This is a genomic window from Plantactinospora sonchi (assembly GCF_036422035.1).
GTDB lineage: Bacteria > Actinomycetota > Actinomycetes > Mycobacteriales > Micromonosporaceae > Plantactinospora > Plantactinospora sonchi.
In genome coordinates, this window is record NZ_JAZGQK010000043.1 from 56,268 (window position 1) to 73,328 (window position 17,061).

At 73.1% G+C, this 17,061-nt stretch carries 14 protein-coding genes; 7 read left to right on the top strand and 7 right to left on the bottom strand.

What is annotated here, in order from left to right:
- Window position 1 precedes the first annotated feature (1 nt).
- From V1633_RS35655 to V1633_RS35680, 6 genes are all read right to left on the bottom strand, one after another.
- A complete protein-coding gene (locus V1633_RS35655; protein ID WP_331218591.1) occupies window positions 2-3,445 on the bottom strand; it encodes a serine hydrolase in 3,444 nt (1,147 codons plus the stop codon).
- The gene (locus V1633_RS35660) at window positions 3,442-4,500 is read right to left on the bottom strand and encodes an ABC transporter ATP-binding protein (protein WP_331218592.1); all 1,059 of its coding nucleotides are present in this window, start codon (window positions 4,498-4,500) and stop codon (window positions 3,442-3,444) included. Before V1633_RS35660 ends, V1633_RS35655 begins: the two co-directional genes overlap by 4 nt.
- Window positions 4,493-6,505 (bottom strand): dipeptide/oligopeptide/nickel ABC transporter permease/ATP-binding protein, encoded by a 2,013-nt coding sequence (locus tag V1633_RS35665; protein WP_331218593.1) that lies wholly within the window; start codon window positions 6,503-6,505, stop codon window positions 4,493-4,495. Before V1633_RS35665 ends, V1633_RS35660 begins: the two co-directional genes overlap by 8 nt.
- 2 nt (window positions 6,506-6,507) lie before the next feature.
- Window positions 6,508-7,506 carry an ABC transporter permease gene (locus V1633_RS35670; protein WP_331218595.1) on the bottom strand — a complete coding sequence of 333 codons (999 nt, stop codon included), beginning with the start codon at window positions 7,504-7,506 and terminating at the stop codon, window positions 6,508-6,510.
- A 21-nt stretch (window positions 7,507-7,527) separates the two neighbouring features.
- The gene (locus V1633_RS35675) at window positions 7,528-9,114 is read right to left on the bottom strand and encodes an ABC transporter substrate-binding protein (protein ID WP_331218596.1); all 1,587 of its coding nucleotides are present in this window, start codon (window positions 9,112-9,114) and stop codon (window positions 7,528-7,530) included.
- A gap of 139 nt (window positions 9,115-9,253) precedes the next feature.
- Window positions 9,254-10,657 carry a serine hydrolase domain-containing protein gene (locus tag V1633_RS35680; protein WP_331218597.1) on the bottom strand — a complete coding sequence of 468 codons (1,404 nt, stop codon included), beginning with the start codon at window positions 10,655-10,657 and terminating at the stop codon, window positions 9,254-9,256.
- A gap of 467 nt (window positions 10,658-11,124) precedes the next feature.
- On the opposite strand from V1633_RS35680, the gene V1633_RS35685 reads away from it, so the two are divergent.
- The 7 genes from V1633_RS35685 to V1633_RS35715 all read left to right on the top strand — a co-directional run bounded on the left by V1633_RS35685 (window position 11,125) and on the right by V1633_RS35715 (window position 15,754).
- A complete protein-coding gene (locus V1633_RS35685; RefSeq protein WP_331218598.1) occupies window positions 11,125-12,342 on the top strand; it encodes an iron-containing alcohol dehydrogenase in 1,218 nt (405 codons plus the stop codon).
- 144 nt (window positions 12,343-12,486) lie between these two features.
- The gene (locus V1633_RS35690) at window positions 12,487-12,921 is read left to right on the top strand and encodes a YbaB/EbfC family nucleoid-associated protein (protein WP_331218599.1); all 435 of its coding nucleotides are present in this window, start codon (window positions 12,487-12,489) and stop codon (window positions 12,919-12,921) included.
- Window positions 12,922-12,926: 5 nt separating this feature from the next.
- Entirely contained in the window at window positions 12,927-13,244 is a 318-nt protein-coding gene (locus V1633_RS35695) for a type VII secretion target (protein ID WP_331218600.1), read from the top strand.
- Window positions 13,245-13,257: 13 nt separating this feature from the next.
- Entirely contained in the window at window positions 13,258-13,959 is a 702-nt protein-coding gene (locus tag V1633_RS35700) for a WXG100 family type VII secretion target (protein ID WP_331218601.1), read from the top strand.
- A gap of 249 nt (window positions 13,960-14,208) precedes the next feature.
- Window positions 14,209-14,379 carry a hypothetical protein gene (locus V1633_RS35705; protein WP_331218602.1) on the top strand — a complete coding sequence of 57 codons (171 nt, stop codon included), beginning with the start codon at window positions 14,209-14,211 and terminating at the stop codon, window positions 14,377-14,379.
- 29 nt (window positions 14,380-14,408) lie between these two features.
- Window positions 14,409-14,585, top strand: coding sequence for a hypothetical protein (locus tag V1633_RS35710; RefSeq protein ID WP_331218603.1), 177 nt, complete (start codon window positions 14,409-14,411; stop codon window positions 14,583-14,585).
- 227 nt (window positions 14,586-14,812) lie between these two features.
- Window positions 14,813-15,754, top strand: coding sequence for a hypothetical protein (locus tag V1633_RS35715; protein ID WP_331218604.1), 942 nt, complete (start codon window positions 14,813-14,815; stop codon window positions 15,752-15,754).
- 115 nt (window positions 15,755-15,869) lie between these two features.
- Here the strand turns inward: V1633_RS35715 and V1633_RS35720 are convergent, their stop codons facing one another.
- Window positions 15,870-16,949: a WxL protein peptidoglycan domain-containing protein gene (locus tag V1633_RS35720; protein ID WP_331218605.1), complete on the bottom strand. Its 1,080-nt coding sequence runs from the start codon at window positions 16,947-16,949 to the stop codon at window positions 15,870-15,872.
- Window positions 16,950-17,061 lie beyond the last annotated feature (112 nt).

A 17,061-nucleotide genomic window follows, 5' to 3' on the forward strand; every position in this document is an offset into this window, starting at 1 on the left:
CTCAGTCCACCCTCGGCGTCGCCCGCGCGCCGAAGTGCAGGTAGCGCTCGCCGGAATCGAGCCGGTAGAAGGTCACCGGGATCCAGGTACGGGTTCCGGGCTGGCGGACGACGTACAGGTCCGGGTTGACCGGCACCATCCGGAGGTCGTGGGTCGGCTCGTCGACCAGCTCGGCCAGTGGCCCGGTCACCGTGGTCCGCAGCACCGGCCCGTCGTCGCCGGTCAGCACCTCCAGCCGGGCGCCGGCCCGCTCGTACCGGCCGAGGTGCGGACGGACGTCCACGATCACCGGCTCGGCCGGCGGAGCCAGCGACCGGGGCATGGCCACCCCGGCCAGCTCGGCGAAGATCTCCCGGTACAACTCGTCGTACAGGTCCCGGCCGTGCCCGCCGTTGGTCAGCAGGGTGACCGCCAGCCCCGCCCCGGGCAGGATCCGCAGGAAGGCGGCCTGCCCGATGGTGTTGCCGTCGTGTCCGATCAGCCGGTGACCGTCCCAGGACATCCGGATCCAACCCAGTCCCCACGAGTCGCCCAGGGTGTGCCGGTCCGGCAGGTCGGCGTGTTTGTCCGCCATCGCCGCGACGCTCGCCTCGCTGAGCCACCGGTCGCCGTCCGGCGCGAGTCCGCCGGTCAGGTGCGCGCGGGCGAAACCGAGTACGTCCGCGACGGTCGAGTGGATCAGGCCGGCCGGCCCCAGTGCCCGGGGCAGTCCCCAGACCGGGGCCCGGGTGGGCTCGTCCTCTCCCTCGCCGACGTGCCCGACCGCGGCCCGGTGCAGCAGCGCCTCCTCCGGCAGCGTGCCGGTACGGGCCAGGCCGAGTGGTGTGAAGATCCGTTCCCGTACCGCCGCGTCCCAGGTGCCGCCGGTCAGCTTCTCGATGACCCGACCGGCGAGCGAGAAGCCGGAGTTGCAGTACGACCAGGTCGCACCCAGTCCGTGGTTCTGCGCCACCTCGGCCAGTCCGGCGACGTACCGCTCCAGGCAGTCGTCTCCCCGGCCGGTGTCGGTGAAGACGTCGCCGTCGATGCCGCTGGTGTGGGTGAGCAGGTGCCGTACCGTCACCTGCTTGGTCACCGCCGGGTCGGCGAGCCGCAGTTCCGGCAGTACGTCGACCACCGGGGCGTCCAGGTCCAGCCGGCCCTCGTCGACGAGCTGCATGATCACCGCAGCCGTCCAGACCTTGGAGATCGAGCCGATCTGGAAGACCGAGTCGGTGGTGACCGGTACGCCGGTGTCCCGGTTCAGCACCCCGTACGCCACCTCGACCAGTTCGTCGTCGCCGCCGGGGCGCACCCGCAGGATGCCGAGCGTGGCGCCGGGCACCCGGTACCGCTCGGCCAGCACGGCCAGCCGCCGTCGCCAGTGCGCGGCGTCGATCCGGGGCGGCCGGGGCCCGTCGGGGTCGCCGGCGTACCGCTCCACCCAGTCGACCACCCGGCGGTTGAAGTCGAGCCGGTGCGACGGCCGTCCGTCCAGGATGAACAGGTGCGATGCCTGTGGGTAGAGCACCAGCCGGGTCGGTACTCCCCGCTGCCGCAGCGCGGTGTGCCACTGCTGGGCCTGACCGACCGGACAGCGCCGGTCGTCGGCGCCGTGCACGACCAGGGTCGGGGTGCGTACCTGGTCGACCCGGGTCAGTGGGGACATCTCCGCGTACCGGTCGCGGTCGGCCCACGGCAGGCCGCCGAGCTCGTACGCCGCGAGCAGATGCCCGTCGTCGGAGGCGCCGACCATGCTGGTCAGATCGCTGACCACCCCGCCGGCCACGGCCGCCGCGAACCGGCTGTCCCGACCGGTCAGATAGCAGGCCATGTATCCGCCGTAGCTGTAACCGGCGACGGCGAGCCGACGTGGGTCGGCGATCCCCTCGTCAACCAGTACGTCGATCGGCTCCAGGAAGTCCCGGGCGTCCGCCACCCCCCATGCCTCCCGTACGGCGGTGTAGAACTCCTCGCCGTAGCCGTCGCTGCCCCGGGGGTTGAGCAGCAGTACCGCCCAGCCCCGGGCCACCAGCTCCTGGTGGTAGAGGTGGATCTCGTCGGCTCCGGCGTTCCAGGCGTTGTGCGGCCCGCCGTGGACGTCGAGCAGCAGCGGCAGCGGCCCGGAGCGGTCGGGATCCCGCAGCAGCCAGCCGTGCACCACGGTGCCGTCGGAGACGGTGAACTCCCGCTCCTCGTGCCGGAACAGGTCGATCTCGCCCCGGCTCGCGCCGTGGTCGGTCCGGACCGACTCGGTGCCGGTGTTGACGTCGACGGTGACGATCTCGCCGAACGAGGTCGGGGTGTGGAGCAGGACCGCGGCGGTGTCCCTGGCGACGGAGAGCCCGGCGACGGTCCGGCCGGCACCGGTGACGAGCGGGCGTGGGACGCCGCCGTCGACCGGTACCGCGTACAGGTGGGTGCAGCCCCGGTCGCGGACGCAGAACAGCACGGTCCGGCCGTCGGCGGTGAGCCGGGGCACCGCACCCGGATAGCCGGGGCCGCCGGGCATCACGTTCCGGTCCAGGTCGGCCGCCAGGTCCACGACCGGGCCTCCGTTCAGGGGTACCCGCAGCAGCCCGGCGTGGCCGACCGGCGCGCCGACGGTGCCGACGACGAGCAGGGCCGCGCCGTCGGCGGTCCAGAGCACCGGCCCGGCGACCCCGTCGGTGAGCCCGACCGGCCGCGGTTGTGCCGTCTTGTCCGTCAGGTCGAGTACGTGCACCGGTACGCGGGCGGTCAGGTCGGCGTCCGGCGCGGTCGCGGCGGCGAAGGCCAGCCGGTCGCCCTCCGGTGACCAGGCGGGGGTGCCGGCGTGCCAGTCGCCGTCGGTCACCTGGCGGCAGGTCCCGCTGGCCAGGTCGAGCACGTGCAGGTGCCGGCGGACCTCCCGCAGCAGCTCCGCACCGTCCGCCTGGTAGTCCAACCGGTCCGCCACCACCGGGGCGTCGGCGCGCCGCTTCCGGTCGGCGTCCGGGTCACCGGAATGCGTTTCCCGGCCCGGCCCCGCCTGCCGGCCGGTACGGGAGTCGCCGGGACCAGCCTGCCGCGGATCGGCCGGGTCGCCGGGTTCGGCCTGCCGGTCCACCGGAGCGGAGAAGGCGATCCGGGTGCCGTCCGGGCTCCACACCGGCGCCCCGGCGCCCAGCGGCAGATCGGTCACCCGCTCCGGTTCGCCGCCGCCGGTCGGCAGCAGCCAGAGTTGCGCGGGCCCGTCCTGCGCCCGCAGGAAGGCCAGCCGGTCACCCTCCGGCGACCAGGCCGGTGCCGTGTCGGCGTCGCCCCGGGTGAGTACGGCCGGCCGGCCCGCGTCGACGCCGACGTGCCACAACGCCCGCACCGTACGGTCGGCGTCGACGTCGCTGCGCCGCAGCACGTACGCGACGCGGGTGCCGTCCGGGGAGAGCGCGGGCTGCTCGGGCACGACAAGATCGGTCAGGTCCTCGATGCGCTGGCGTCGGGTCACCGGCTCCTCCTCGCTGGGGTGACGGGTGCGGTCTCGACCGTGGCGGCGAAATGGCAGGCGGCACGGTGCTGGTGCGGTTCGGGATCCGGCTCGGTCAGCCGGCAGATCTCGCGGTCGGGGTGGACCATCGGGCCGATCGGGCAGCGCGGGTGGAACCGGCAGCCGCTCGGCGGATGGTGCGGGTCGGCGGGTTCGACGTCGGCGAGCGCGATCCGCACCCGGTCGGCCCCGACAGCGATGGCGGAACCGGTCGGCGTGCCGTCCCCGACGTCCGACCCGACGTGGGCGAGGTCCGACCCGACCGCCCTGAGATCCGGCGCGGCGGCGAGCAGCTCCCGGGTGTACGGGTGCCGCGGATCGCCCAACACCTGGTCGACCGGCCCGTACTCGACGATCCGGCCGAGGTACATCACCGCGACGATGTCGCTGACGTACCGGACCACCGCCAGGTTGTGCGAGATGAAGAGCATGGAGAGCCGCATCCGTCGGCGCAGGTCCCGGACCAGGTTGAGCACGGTGCCCTGGATCGAGACGTCGAGCGCCGAGGTGATCTCGTCCGCGATGATGACCTCGGGACGGCCGGCCAGCGCCCGGGCCAACGCCACCCGCTGCCGTTGTCCGCCGGAGAGCTCCGCCGGGTAGCGCTCCGCGCGCTCGTCGGCCAGGCCGACCAGTTCGAGCAGCCGGGTCACCTCGGCCCGGCGGGCGGTCGCCCCCCGCGCGACGTCGCGTGCCACGGCCTCGGCGATCGACTCGCCGACCGTCATCCGTGGGTCCAGTGAGGAGTACGGGTCCTGGAAGACCATCTGCAGCGGGCGCGGCCCGGCACGGCCGGGTCGTGGCAGCGGCCTCCCGCCCAGCAGGATCCGTCCACCGGTGACCGGGGTCAGCCCCACCGCCGCCCGGGCCAGCGTCGACTTGCCCGAGCCGGACTCGCCCACCAGGCCGACCACCGCACCCGCCGGCACGGTCAACCGCACCCGGTCGACGGCGGTCACGCCGCGTCGGCGGCTGCCGTACCGCACCGTGACGTCCTCGAACGTCAGGTCACCCATCGGACACCCCCGCTCCGGCGCGCCGGTCACCGCGCCCGGTCTGCCGCGCCGGTGCGGGACCGGCCGGTAGGACGCCGGCCGGCACGGGGTACCAGCACGCCACCCGGCGCCCCGGGCCGGCGGAGACCAGCGGCGGATCCTCGGCGCAGCGCGTGTCGGCGGCGGGGCAGCGGGGGGCGAAGGCACAGCCGGACGGCGTGCGGCCCGGCTCGGCCGGGCGCCCGGGCACGACCGGCAGCGGCGCGGACCGGTCGGTGGTCAGGTCCGGCACCGCCGCCAGCAGGGCCCGGGTGTACGGGTGCCGGGCGCCGACCCGCAGCTCGGCGGCGGGCAGCTCCTCCACGATCCGCCCGGCGTACATCACCAGCACCCGGTCGCAGACCTGACCGACGACGGTGATGTCGTGACTGATCAGCAGCAGCGCGACCCGGTCGGCGGCGCGGATCTCGGCCAGCAGGCGCAGCACCTGCCGTTGCACCGTGACGTCCAGCGCGGTCGTCGGCTCGTCGGCGACGATCAGGGCGGGGTGGCCCATCAACCCCATGCCGATCATCGCGCGTTGGCGCATCCCGCCGGAGAACTCGTGCGGGAACTGCCGGGCGCGCCGGTCGGCGGCCGGTACCCGTACCGCCCGGAGCCGGTCGACCGCCCGGGCCAGGGCCGCCCTGCGGTTCATGCCCAGGTGCCGCTCGGCGACCTCGGCGAGCTGCCGCCCGACCCGCATCGTCGGGTTGAACGACGCGGAGGGGTCCTGAAAGACCAGGCCGAACGCGCTGCCGAGCAAGTGCCGCCGGGCCCGGTCCGGGGCGCCGAGCAGCCCCTGGCCGAGGAAGTCGAGTCGGGCCGCCGCCACCTCGCCGGGTTCCTCGACGAGCTGGGCGATCGCGAGGGCGGTGAGGGTCTTGCCGGAACCGGACTCGCCGACGATGCCGACCGCCTCGCCCCGGCGTACCGCGAAACCGATCCCGCGTACCGGGGTGACCGGACCGTCCGGGGCCGGAAAGCTGACCCGCAGGTCCTCGACCACGAGCACCGGCCGGTCCTCGCCGTCGCCGCCCGGCGGAGCCGCCGTGACCGCCGGACCGGCTGTGGTCGAGGTGGCCGCCGGACCCGCCGTCGCCGGTGTCCCGGTCGGCGTCGCGCCGGGTCGGCGTCGGACCCGGACGGTGGTGTGCCCGGTCGCCACACCCTTGGCGATCACCTCGCCGAACAGGTTGAACGCCAGACCGGCGACGACCACCGCCAGCCCCGGGGCCAGCGCGGCCTCCGGGTGCAGGTAGATGCCGCCCAGACCCTCGCCGAGCAGCCGTCCCCAGTCGTACGACGGCGCCTGCACCCCCAGCCCGAGGAAGGAGAGCCCGGCAAAGGCCAGCAGGGCGTTGCCGGCGGTGATGGTCGCGTTCACCACCAGCGGCTCGGCGACGTTCGGCAGAACATGCCGGAACAGCACCCGGAACCGGCCGACACCGGCGATCCGGGCCGCCGCGACGTAGTCCCGACCGGCCACACCGGCGACCAGGGTGTGGGTCAGCCGGGCGAACCCGGGTGCGATCGCGAAACCGATCGCCAGCAGCGCGCCGGTCGCGCCGACGCCGAAGACCACCGCGAGGAAGAGCGCCAGCAGCAGCCCGGGGAAGGCCACCGCCACGTTCACCGCGGCGGTCACCAGCCGCCCCACCCTGGCCCCCAGCAGCACCGGTGCCGCGCCGAGCAGTACGCCGGTCAGCACCCCGATCACGGTGGCCAGCAGCGCCAGCCCGACGGAGAGCCGGGTGGCGACCAGCACCCGGAAGAAGACGTCCCGTCCCAGGTTGTCGGTGCCGGCCCAGTGCGTGCCGGAGGCGCCCCGCATGATCTGGTCGGTGTCGACCTCGGTGGCCCGGCCCGACCAGAACACCGGAGCCAGCAGGGCGAGCAGCAGTACGCCGACCAGCAGTGCCGCCGCGGTCGCACCGAGCGGGGTACGCAGCGTCCGCCCCCACCTCGCCAGGGTCCGTGCCGGCACGCTCAGCCCTCCCTGATCGTCGAACGGGGATCGAGCAACGCCAGGGTGATGTCGACCGCCAGGTTGACCAGCAGTACGCCGATGCCGTAGACGAGCACCACCCCCTGCACGACCGGCAGGTCCTTGCCGAGGATGGATCCCACGATCGTGCTGCCCAGGCCCGGCCAGGCGAAGACGTTCTCCACCAGCACCGTGCCGGCGACCATGCCGGACAGCATCAGCCCGCACAGGGTGAGCGTCGCGGTCATCGCGTTCGGCAGGGCGTGCCGCAGGTAGAGGAGGCGGGCCGGCAGGCGCTTGGCCCGGGCGGTGCGGAGGTGGTCGGCCCGCAGGACCGCGAGCACCTCCACCCGGACGATCCGGGCGAGCACGGCGGCCGGCCCGATCGCCAGCGCCAGCACCGGCAGCACGTACGAGCCGGGGCCGGCCCGTCCGGCGACCGGCGCCCAGCCGAGGGTGACGCCGAAGACGTACACCAGGCCGACGGCGAGCAGGAACTCCGGGACGGTGGCGAGTACCACGCTGCTGGAGGTGAAGCCGAGTTCGAGGTGGCGTCGCCGGCCGTTGCGGGTCAGCGCCGCCATCGCCAGCCCGAGTGGTACGGCGACCAGGACGGCCAGCGCGGAAGCGGCGACGCCGAGTTCCACGGTCGCCGGCAACCGGTCGCCGACCACCTGGGACACCGGCAGGCCGGAGGTCATCGAGGTGCCGAGTTCACCGCTGAGGAGGTTCCGCAGGTAGCGGAGGTACTGCAACCACAGCGGGTCGTCGAGGCCGAGCGCGGCCCGGCGTTCGTTGACCAGGCTCAGCGGCGCGGTGCTGCCGAGTGAGGCCCGGACGGGATCGCCGGGAATCAGGTGGATCATCAGGAACGCCGCCGTGACCAGCACCCAGACCGAGACCAGCAGCCGGCCCAGCCGCCGGGCGCCGAACCGCAGCCAGGCGTTGTCCGCCAGGCCCGCCAGGCCCGCCAGGCCGGCCGACCCTCGGTCATCGGTCACCGGTACGGCCTCCACCACGGCTCAGCCCAGCATCCGGACCGAGGTCGGCGCGATGCTGCCCCGGGTCAGTTCGAAGGTGGCCGCCTCGCCGAAGGTGGGGGTCGTGGAGTCGACGAACGGCACGACGTCCACCTCCTGGATCAGCGCCTGTTCCGCCTCGGACCAGCTGGCGCAGCCCTCGGTGCCGACCATCGCCGACGCCTTCCGGACCGCCGCCGTGTACCGCTCGTTGTCGATGGCGGCGAAGTTGCCGCCGTCCGGCGGGGTGGGACCGGAGGTGAACGGCACCAGTTCGCTCGGCAGCGTCACGCTGAGCGGCAGGAGCGCGGCGCCCCAGGTGCCCTTGCCGCCGACGATGAGTTCCCCGATCTCGGCGTCGGTCAGGCCGCGGAGGGTGACCCGGACGCCGACCTCACCCCAGCGCTGCTGCAGCAGTTCGGCGGCGGCCTTGAGCGTCTGCCCGAGGCTGGTCGGGTAGTAGACCGTCATCTCGAGTCGCGCCCCACCCCGGGCCCGTACGCCGTCCGGGCCGGCCACCCAGCCGGCGGCGTCCAGGGCCGCCGTCGCCGCCGCCACGTCGTGGCCGGGCAGGCTGCCGGAGACGCTGGTCTGCGGACACGGGGTCATCGAGGCGGCGACCAGTCCGCTCGCCGGCCGGCCGGTGCCGCTGGTCAACACCTGGCCGAGCTGGTTCAGGTCCAGCGCCTGGGTCAGCGCCCGCCGCACCGCCTCGTCCGCCCCGGGCATTCCCGGCTTCTGGTTGAACCAGAGTTCACCGAGCGGCGAGACCACCTCGCGCTGGAACTTCCGCGCCGACCGCAGCCGCTGTTTGTCCGCGCCGACGATCTGTACGGCGTTCACCTCGCCGGAGAGCAGCAGGTTCGTCGCGGTGGTCTCGTTCGGCACGATCCGTACCACCACCTTGGCCGGCAGGCCGGGTTGGTCGTTGCGCCAGTCGCCGGGCCCCCACGCGTACTCGGCGCGCCGGGTGAGGGTGTAGTGGTCGTCGGCGACCGCCTCGGTCACGGTGTACATCCCGGTGCCGTCGGCGCCCTTCCGGAGCAGTTCACGGTCGGCGAAGCCCTTGCCGCAGACGATGTGCAGGGAGCCGACGTTGAGCGCCAGGAACGCCGCCGGGGTCGGCGAGGTCACCTGGACCACGCCGGTCGGGTCGTCGCCGGTGGCGGTCGCACCGGCCGGTACGAAGAGGCCGAGCCGGGTGGAGGCGTTCTTCGGGTCGCCGACAAAGCTGATGTTCCGGGCCACCTGGGTCGCGGTCAGCGGGCTGCCGTCCGCGCAGGTGACCCCCTTGCGCAGGGTGAACGTGGCGCTGGTGGTTGTCGCCTCCCACTTCTCGGCGAGGCCGGCGACCAGGCCGCCGTTCGTGTCGACGCTGACCAGCGAGTCGTAGAGGAACCGGTTGACCTGCTGCGCGCTGGCCAACGAGGTGAAGTGCGGGTCGAGGTTGCCCGGGTCGGAACCGAGCACCAGGGTGAACGTCCTGCCGTCGACCGGCTGTCCACCGTTCCCGCCGTTTCCGGAGCCGCCGCAGGCGCTCAGCGCGAGCACGACCCCGCTGACTACCGCGGTGGTCAGAACAGATCTCATCGTGCCTCCACAACCGCCGCTCCGGCTTGGCCACGGCCGGCCAGGCCTGTCACTGTCCGCGCCGCCGTCGCCGCCGGCCTCGTGCCGCCACCCGGTCGGTCCGGGTGCTGTTCCCCGGCGGGAGCCGGGCCGCCGCCGGTCAGACCGGTTCGACGCGGGGATTCGCCCGCCCGTTGTGCAGGTACCGCGCCCGGCCGGTGCCGTCGTCGCCGACGAAACTGACCGCCGGGTGTACGCCCTGGATCGGCTGGACCGGGATGAAGGTCCCTTCCGGACCGGTGTCCCCGTCGGCCCGGACGAGTTCCCGGCGCTCGACCCGGCCGCCGATCTCGACCAGCAGTCCCTTCGGCACCTCCTGCGTCCAGATCCGGCCGTCGTCGTCCTGGCTGACGGTGATCTCGACGACCTGGGAGGCGTACGTTCCGACGTACCGGCCGGCGTCGACCCGGGTCGGTCGGGCGGGCGGGGTCGGCATCGGCGGCACCTCGACCTCGGCGAGTTCGCGCAGCAGGTGCCGGTAGATCCGGGTGTACAGGGCGATCGCGTCGCCGCCGTTGGTCAGCAACGCCACCGCGACCCGCCGGTCCGGCACCACCCGCAGGAACGCGGCCTGCCCGAAGGTTCCGCCGTCGTGGCCGAGCACCGGGCCACCCGGCCAGTCGTGGATGGCCCAGCCGAGGCCCCAGGCCCCGCCCATCAGCCCCACCGGGGGAAGCTCGACCTGGCGTTGCCGCATCGCGGCCACGCTCACCGGGTCGAGCACCTTGGTGCCGTCCGGCGCCACGCCCCCGTCCAGGTGCATCCGGACGAATGTCAGCAGGTCGCGGGGTCGCATCGCGAGTCTCGCCCCGGCTGGTGCGTTCGACCGCACCAGCGACCAGATCGGCGCGGGTTCCGGCGGCGCGTCCGGGGTCGGCCGGACGTGCCCGACCGCCGCCCGGTACAGGATCGCCTCGTCGGCGCCGTTCGCCGCGTGCGTCAGCCCGAGCGGGGTGAACAGGTGGGTGCGCAGGCACTGCTCGTACGGCAGGCCGCGCAACACCTCGACCACCCGCCCGAGTACGCAGAACGCGGCGTTGTTGTAGGAGAACATGTGGCCCGGCGGGAAGAGCTGGCCGAGTTCGCCGAGGGTGTCGACGTACCGTTCGACGCAGTCGTCCCCGGGGCCGGTGTCGGTGAAGACGTCACCTTCGAAGCCGGCGGTGTGGCAGGCGAGCTGTCGTACCGTGACCGCGGCGGCGGACCGGTCGGCGGTTTTGAACTCCGGCAGGTAGTGCCGGACCGGCGCGTCGAGGTCGAGCCGGCCCTCGTCCACCAGTTGCATGGCCAGGCTGGTGGTCCAGACCTTGGTGATCGAGCCGATCTGGAACACGGAGTCGGTGGTGGCCGCCACCCCGGTCGCGGTGTTCAGCACTCCGGCCGCGTGGTCGACCACCCGGTCGCCGGACAGTACGGCCAGCGCGGCGCCGGGCACCTGGTGCGCGGCGAGCAGGGCCGGCAGTTCCTGCCGCAGCCAGTGGCTGGTCTCCGCCAGATTCGCCATGCGCCTCACGGTAGGTACGGCGGGCGGACAGGTATTCGTCCGATCCGACAAGCGCGGCCGGGGTAATCCATCCGGGCGGACGAAGAGAGCCGGTCCGGACGCGTCGCCGCCCGGTCGATCCGACGCGGCGGGTCGGTGCGCCCGGGCAGCCGGGTCGACCGGGTTTGCTGCCCGCCGAACGCGGCATGACCGTCGGCCGCCGTTCCTTCCGACCACATTCGCGTTACCGTCTCGTGAACCATCGGACATAATTACACGACAACCAGCGAAGGCATCAACCATCGTCACTGGACGCCTCACGGATGACGGTGTTAGCATTCACGCATATGATGCGAGTCGATTTTCACGCACGCTTTTCCACGCCCAATGCGAAAAACTTCGGAGCACCCGTACGCGGCCCGGACGGCGTACATATCCGGAGGTCAGGGCCGGAGCAGGAATGGTGCGTACGCCATCGCGGCGAGGGCATGGAATACACGATCCGCGAATCATCCGGCCTGTCGCACCGCGACGACATCGCCGAACTGGCCGGCCGGCAGCATCTGATCGTCGATTCCGGGGCGGCGCACCACGGCCGGGAACTGGCCCGCCGGCTCGCCGAGCGCGGCATTGTCCACCGGGTCTATCCGGTACGCGGCGGCGAGGGCTGCAAGACCCTGCCCGAGCTGCAACGGCTCTGTGACGAGATCCAGTTGCGCGCCCAACGCCGCGACCTGGTCGTCGTGGTCGGTGGCGGCGCGGTCACCGACCTCGCCCGCTGCGTCGCCGCGTGGCTATGGAAGGGGATGCCGCTCGCCATCGTCCCGACCACCCCGACCGCGTACGTCGACGCCGGCATCGGGGTGAAGGGCGCGGTGAACCGGGACGACCGGAAGAACAGCATCGGGGTCTACTACCCGCCGTTGCTCGTCGCCCTCGATCTCGGGTTGCTGCGGGGCTGTCCGGCCGACGTACTGCGGGCCGGGCTGATGGAGGTCATGAAGATGGCCCTGATCGACGGGGGCCGTTTCTGGGAGCTGTACGAACGGTCGTCGCCCGGGCTGCTGGCAACCGGTTTCCAGGGGCCGGACGCGCTGCCGGTGACCCGGGCCGCCATCACCTCGATGCTCGGGCATCTCCAGCCCAACCTCCGGGAACACGAACTGAGCCGGCCGGTCGACCTCGGACACCTGCTGGTCGGTCCACTGGAGATGCGCGCACTGCTGCCGCACGGCCTCGCGGTCGGCATCGACCTGGCGCTGATGCTCGAGTACGCCGCCGTCCTCGGCCTGCTCGCCGAGGACGAGCGCGACCGGGCGCAGGACACCATCCGCGCGGTGGGAGCCCCGCTCTGCCACGAGCTGCTCACCCCCGAACTGGTACAGGGCGCGATCGAGGACACCCGTCGGCAGCGGGACGGGGTGCTCAACCTCCCGGTGCCGGAACGGATCGGCACCGTCCGGGTGCACCCGCACGTGGACGGCGCGGCGATGCGGGAGGCGGTGCTGCGGCTGCGCGTACGCGGACTGGGCGCCTCGACCGTGGCCGTCGACACCGCCTCCGCGACAACCGCCCGCTCCACCGTGCCGGCGGGCCGGGCCGGATCACGTCCGGGCAGGTCGCCGGCCCAACACGGCCGACAGTGTCAGCCGACGCGGCCGGCACGGCCGGCCGACAACGAGCAGTCTGACGGTCCACAGTGGTAGCCACGGGCCGCTGAGGGGACCGGGCCACCCGGGCGGTCGCGGGATTCCTCGGTCAACAGGGGGAGTGCTGGTGGACGGTCCTTGCTAGGCTCACGGCTCGACAGCGTCGTACTTCACGTCTCATTGCGGTCGGGAGTGGGTGACATGACAGCCGGCGTTCCGGGCGGGGGCGGCGTGCTGGACCCCGACAGCGCGACAGAGTGGCTCTCGGCCTGGAAGGGCCGGATCGACAAGCTGGCCTCCGACACCAAGGCGATGAGCGACCGTCTCCAGGAGCTGCGGGTGACGGCCGCCGACCGTAACGGGTTGGCCGAGGTCACCGTCGACTCCACCGGCGCGCTGGTTGACCTGCGGCTCGACCAACGCATCCAGCGGGTCGCCCCGGAGGCGGTGGCGAGGGCGATCATGGACACGATCCGCGTGGCCAAGGGACAGATCGCCGATCGCTCCCAGGAGATCATCGCCGAGACGGTCGGCACCGAGTCGGCCGCGGCCCGCGCGATCGCCACCCGGGTGGGCCAGCAGTTGCGCGGCGCCGACCCCGACGACCCGGAGACCGCGCCCCGGGGTTGGCGGTAGCCGCCATGTCCGACGACTACGCGGTCGACACCGCACAGATCCGCGCGCACGCCGCGAAGCTGGACGATCTACACGCCCGTTTCGACGCGGTCAAGGCCGCCAGCGCGCACATCTCCCAGAACGACGCGGCGTACGGGATGCTCTGCGGCTGGATCGCCGGCATCCTGGAGGGACGGCACGTACGCCAGGATCAGCTGGTCGCGTACGTCCAGGAGAACCTCACGCTCGCCGCCGGCAGCCTGCGCACGGTCGCCGACAACTACGACACGACCGACAGTGGCGTCGCGGACCTGATGGCCAGAGTGGGAAGCCGACTCGGCTGATGAGGAGGCCGCGATGACCGACGGTTCGTTGATCGCCGGCGTCCAGTCCACCCGGGAGGTCTGGACCGGATCGTCGCTCGCCGACTCGTTCGAGGGTCTGGTCGACGCGATCCGCAGCGAGGGCTGGGTCGACGATCTGATCGCCGGCGCCGCCTTCGGGGTCGAGGTCGCCGCGACCGTGATGGACCCGTTCAGCGCGCTGCTGGCCAACGGGCTCGGCTGGGCAATGGAGTACTTCGAGCCGCTGCGGGAGATGCTCGACAAACTCGCCGGCATGCCCGATGTGGTCGCCTCACACGCCGCGACCTGGCACAACATGGCCGCCGAGCTGCAGGCGATCGCCAACGAGCTGCAGACCCGGCTCAACATGGACCTGCCCGAGTGGCGTGGTCAGGCCGCCGAGTCGTACCAGAGCATGATGTTCCACAACGTCGACGCGATCGGCGGGCTCGGCGTGGTCTCGACCGCGATGGCCCTGGCCACCGAGGCCGCCGGAAACCTGGTGTCGTTCACCCGCGACACCGTCCGCGACCTCATCGCCGACCTGGTCGCCCGGGTTGTGGTGTGGGCGGTCGAGGCCATCTTCGTCGTGACGATCCCGGTGATCGCCTCGCAGATCGCGGCGGCCGTGGTCAAGTGGGCGGGTCGCATCCTCACCTACGTCGCCGCGCTGATCAACAGTCTGACCAACCTCTCCCGGCTGATGGGCGGATAGGGCGCGGCCATGTCAAGACCCAGACCACCAGGCGGGGACAACGGCGGCACGTCAGGGCCCCGGCGGCCGGACGGCTCCGGCGGCGGCGGAGCCGACAGTGTGTCCGGCGCCCAGCGGTCGGCCGAAGACTCCGCGAACCTCGGCCGGTCCTCCGGCTCCGGCGGCGGCACGACCGACCGGGACGTCCACGGCCAGGACCGGACGGCCATGCGCGGAGTCGACGTTGATCATGTTTGGCAACATGGCACGATGTACATCCAGGACGACGGTCAGATCGTGCGGGTGCTCGACAACGGCAACGGCACGTACGACATCGTCGTCCGGGACATGGGCAACCCCAGCGGGGCACCGACAACGGTGATCAAGGACGCCTCGCAGCGGTACGTCGACAACAAGCTGAACAACGGGCGGTGGGAGTGAGTTCCGACGCGGGTAGCTGGACCGGTCCGGTGAGCGAGCGACTTCGTTGTTGTGTCTGCGGTGAGGAGACCGCGGGCGCCGACGACTACGTGCTCATCCAACTGTCGGCCGCGCAGAGTCCGGCGACCCAGTGGCTCGGCGCGCACGCCTCGCACCTGAACTCGGTGCTGGCCCGGGGCTTCCAGGTTGAGGTCCATCTGATGTGACCGGCCGGCGGCGGCCGGGGCGGCGCGGGCACCTCCCGCCCACCCGGCCGCCGTCGCCGTTCACGTGCTGGCCACCGACGAGATGGTCCTGGCCCGTCCTCACCACGGGCTGACCGACCGGAACGGCGTCGGCCTGACGGACGGTCCGGTGTACGTGGTGGGCGTACGACGCGTCGACGGATGATGCGAAGGCCGGCCGAGGACATCGACGACAGGACACACCAGCCGTGCCGTACTACTTCCTGATCTTCGGGGCGTTGCACCGGGGCCAGCTCCGCGCGGCGTTGGCGGCGCTGGTGGCGCGGTCGGTCGACGAGATCGACATCGCCGACGAGGGCGACCTGGAACGCGACTGGACGGCGCCGGTCCTCTGCACCGTCTCGCCCGTCGCCGGACAGCCGGACTGGCAGTTGGAGATCTACCTCGCCGAGAGCGTCGCCCGGCACACCGAGCCGGCGGTCGGCGCGTGGCTGGCCGACCGGCTGCGTACGGTGGTGATTTACCCGGGGCAGGAGTTGCGGCCCAGCGCGTACTGGCTGGTCGGCCCGGAGGGCCGGGCCACCCGGGCCCGGATCTACGACGACGCCTGGGAGAACGGGGACGGTACGGAGGACGGCCCGGTGTACCGGATCGACGCGGTCGAGCACCCGGTGCCGACACTTCCGGACCTGCCGGTCGCACCGATACCCGAGGTGATCCGCGACCACCGGATGCCCACCCCGGTCACCGACCGACTCCGGGCACTGCTGCGGCCCTGGCTGCCGGAGAGGGTGAGCGCCGCGGACGTGTCGGCGGTGCAGGAGGCGACCTGGCGGGCGTGGAACCGGCTCAGCGCCTGGGAGGGCCTGGTGGCCCGGATGGCGGCCGGGTGGCCACCGGACGGCTGGTACCCGGCGACCCACTACCGGGAGGACCTCGAACTCCGGGATGAGCTGGTCGAGGCCGGCCCGGAGGTGCCCGAGCCGGTTCGGGCACCGTTCGCGACGGCCCTCGGCGAGGTCGACCGACGGTTCGAGACGCTCACCGGCGACGACGGGGGCGGCGCGCTCGCGGCGGAACTGGGTGAGGGGTACGCCGTGACGACCGCGCCCGACCGGTGGTGGTGGCGGCGGATCCCGGACCCGGTGCCGTGGCGGCGACAGCCCGGCGGTTACCGGCCTCCGGGCTGACCACTGGCATCCGGCCGTCCCCGTCGGGACACCGACCCTGGGGGCGACGGCCGCGCGGCCGTACCCGGCAGCCCACCACCCGCCCGGCACCGGGGGCGGGCACCACGGCCGGCGGTCAGTCGGTCCGCGTCTCCTTGGCACGGAGCGCCTGCTTGACCGCCTCCTCCACCCGGGCGTCCTCACGCCGCGCCCGACGTACCCGGTTGCGGCGCCGGAGGACAACCGCCCCGACGATGACCGCGACCAAGACCACGACCAGCAGCACCAGCGTCCAGGGCACGGCCCAGCCGTGCGTGGTGGAGCGGACCACCGGGAGCGGGCTGACCGAGCCCGACGCGTCGGTGAGCAGGGGCGTGAGGGTCGCGGTCGCGGCCAGCCTGACCCCGGGGGCCACGCCGTGCACCGGCACCGTCACCGGCCAACTCTCCCCCGGCAGCAGGTCGGGCGCGGCGGGGACCTCACCGGCCCCGGTACGCAGCCACCCGAACGGGCCGGAGACCGAGACGGTCTGCTTGCTCGACAGGGTGGTGTTGCCGGTGTTGTGGATCGTGTACGTGACGGTGGCGTCGCCCTTGCCGAACGGGTTGGCCGTGCCGGCGTACGACACGTGCAGGTTCTCGACGGCCAGGTGCGGGGCGAGTTCGCCGCCGACCCGCAGCTTGATCCGGATGCCGAGGCGCCGGTCCACGTTGATGCCCTCGGCCTGGTCCGGCTGGGTCAGCGAGGTGAGGATGCCGCCGACGTGGTCGCCGGGGGTGGCGTTGGCCGGGACGCTGATCCGGAACGGGACCTTGGCGGTCTTCCCGGGCTGGATCGTGACGGTGGCCTGGTCGGCCTGGACCCACGCCCCGACCGCCACCGACTTCCGGTCCTTCGTGAACAGGTCGAGTTGGCCCGCGTCGGTGGTGAAACCGTCGGCGGCGTACACGGCGAGGTTCAGCGGCACCGGGCCACGGTTGGCGACCATCATCGCGTCGTCGATCGTGCCGCCGGGGTTGACCGCGTAGCTGTAGCTGGACCGGGACGCGCCGTAGCTGTTGGAGGCCGTGCGGACCGTCCAGGCGACGTCGCCGTCCGCCGCGTGCGCGGGGCCGACCCCCAGGCTGGCGGCCGCGGCGGCGGCGAGCAGGGACAGGGCGGTGGTACGGAGCACCGTGGCGATCCGGGTCGTCCAGCGCGTTGTGGGCGCGTGCATCTCGGTTCCTTGCGTGATCTTGGGGAGGGTCGGAGCAGGTGGTGGGGCAGGCGCCCGAAGGCGCCTGCCCCCCCCGGGGGGTCCGGGGCGCGGGCGCTGCCCCCCCCGGGGC

What these genes read in the sequence shown, in the direction of transcription:
- V1633_RS35660 (WP_331218592.1), bottom strand. Translation starts at nt 4,500, where the DNA reads ATGGGTGACCTGACGTTCGAGGACGTCACGGTGCGGTACGGCAGCCGC.
- V1633_RS35675 (WP_331218596.1), bottom strand. Translation starts at nt 9,114, where the DNA reads ATGAGATCTGTTCTGACCACCGCGGTAGTCAGCGGGGTCGTGCTCGCG.
- V1633_RS35680 (WP_331218597.1), bottom strand. Translation starts at nt 10,657, where the DNA reads ATGGCGAATCTGGCGGAGACCAGCCACTGGCTGCGGCAGGAACTGCCG.
- V1633_RS35685 (WP_331218598.1), top strand. Translation starts at nt 11,125, where the DNA reads ATGGAATACACGATCCGCGAATCATCCGGCCTGTCGCACCGCGACGAC.
- V1633_RS35690 (WP_331218599.1), top strand. Translation starts at nt 12,487, where the DNA reads ATGACAGCCGGCGTTCCGGGCGGGGGCGGCGTGCTGGACCCCGACAGC.
- V1633_RS35695 (WP_331218600.1), top strand. Translation starts at nt 12,927, where the DNA reads ATGTCCGACGACTACGCGGTCGACACCGCACAGATCCGCGCGCACGCC.
- V1633_RS35700 (WP_331218601.1), top strand. Translation starts at nt 13,258, where the DNA reads ATGACCGACGGTTCGTTGATCGCCGGCGTCCAGTCCACCCGGGAGGTC.
- V1633_RS35705 (WP_331218602.1), top strand. Translation starts at nt 14,209, where the DNA reads ATGTACATCCAGGACGACGGTCAGATCGTGCGGGTGCTCGACAACGGC.
- V1633_RS35720 (WP_331218605.1), bottom strand. Translation starts at nt 16,949, where the DNA reads ATGCACGCGCCCACAACGCGCTGGACGACCCGGATCGCCACGGTGCTC.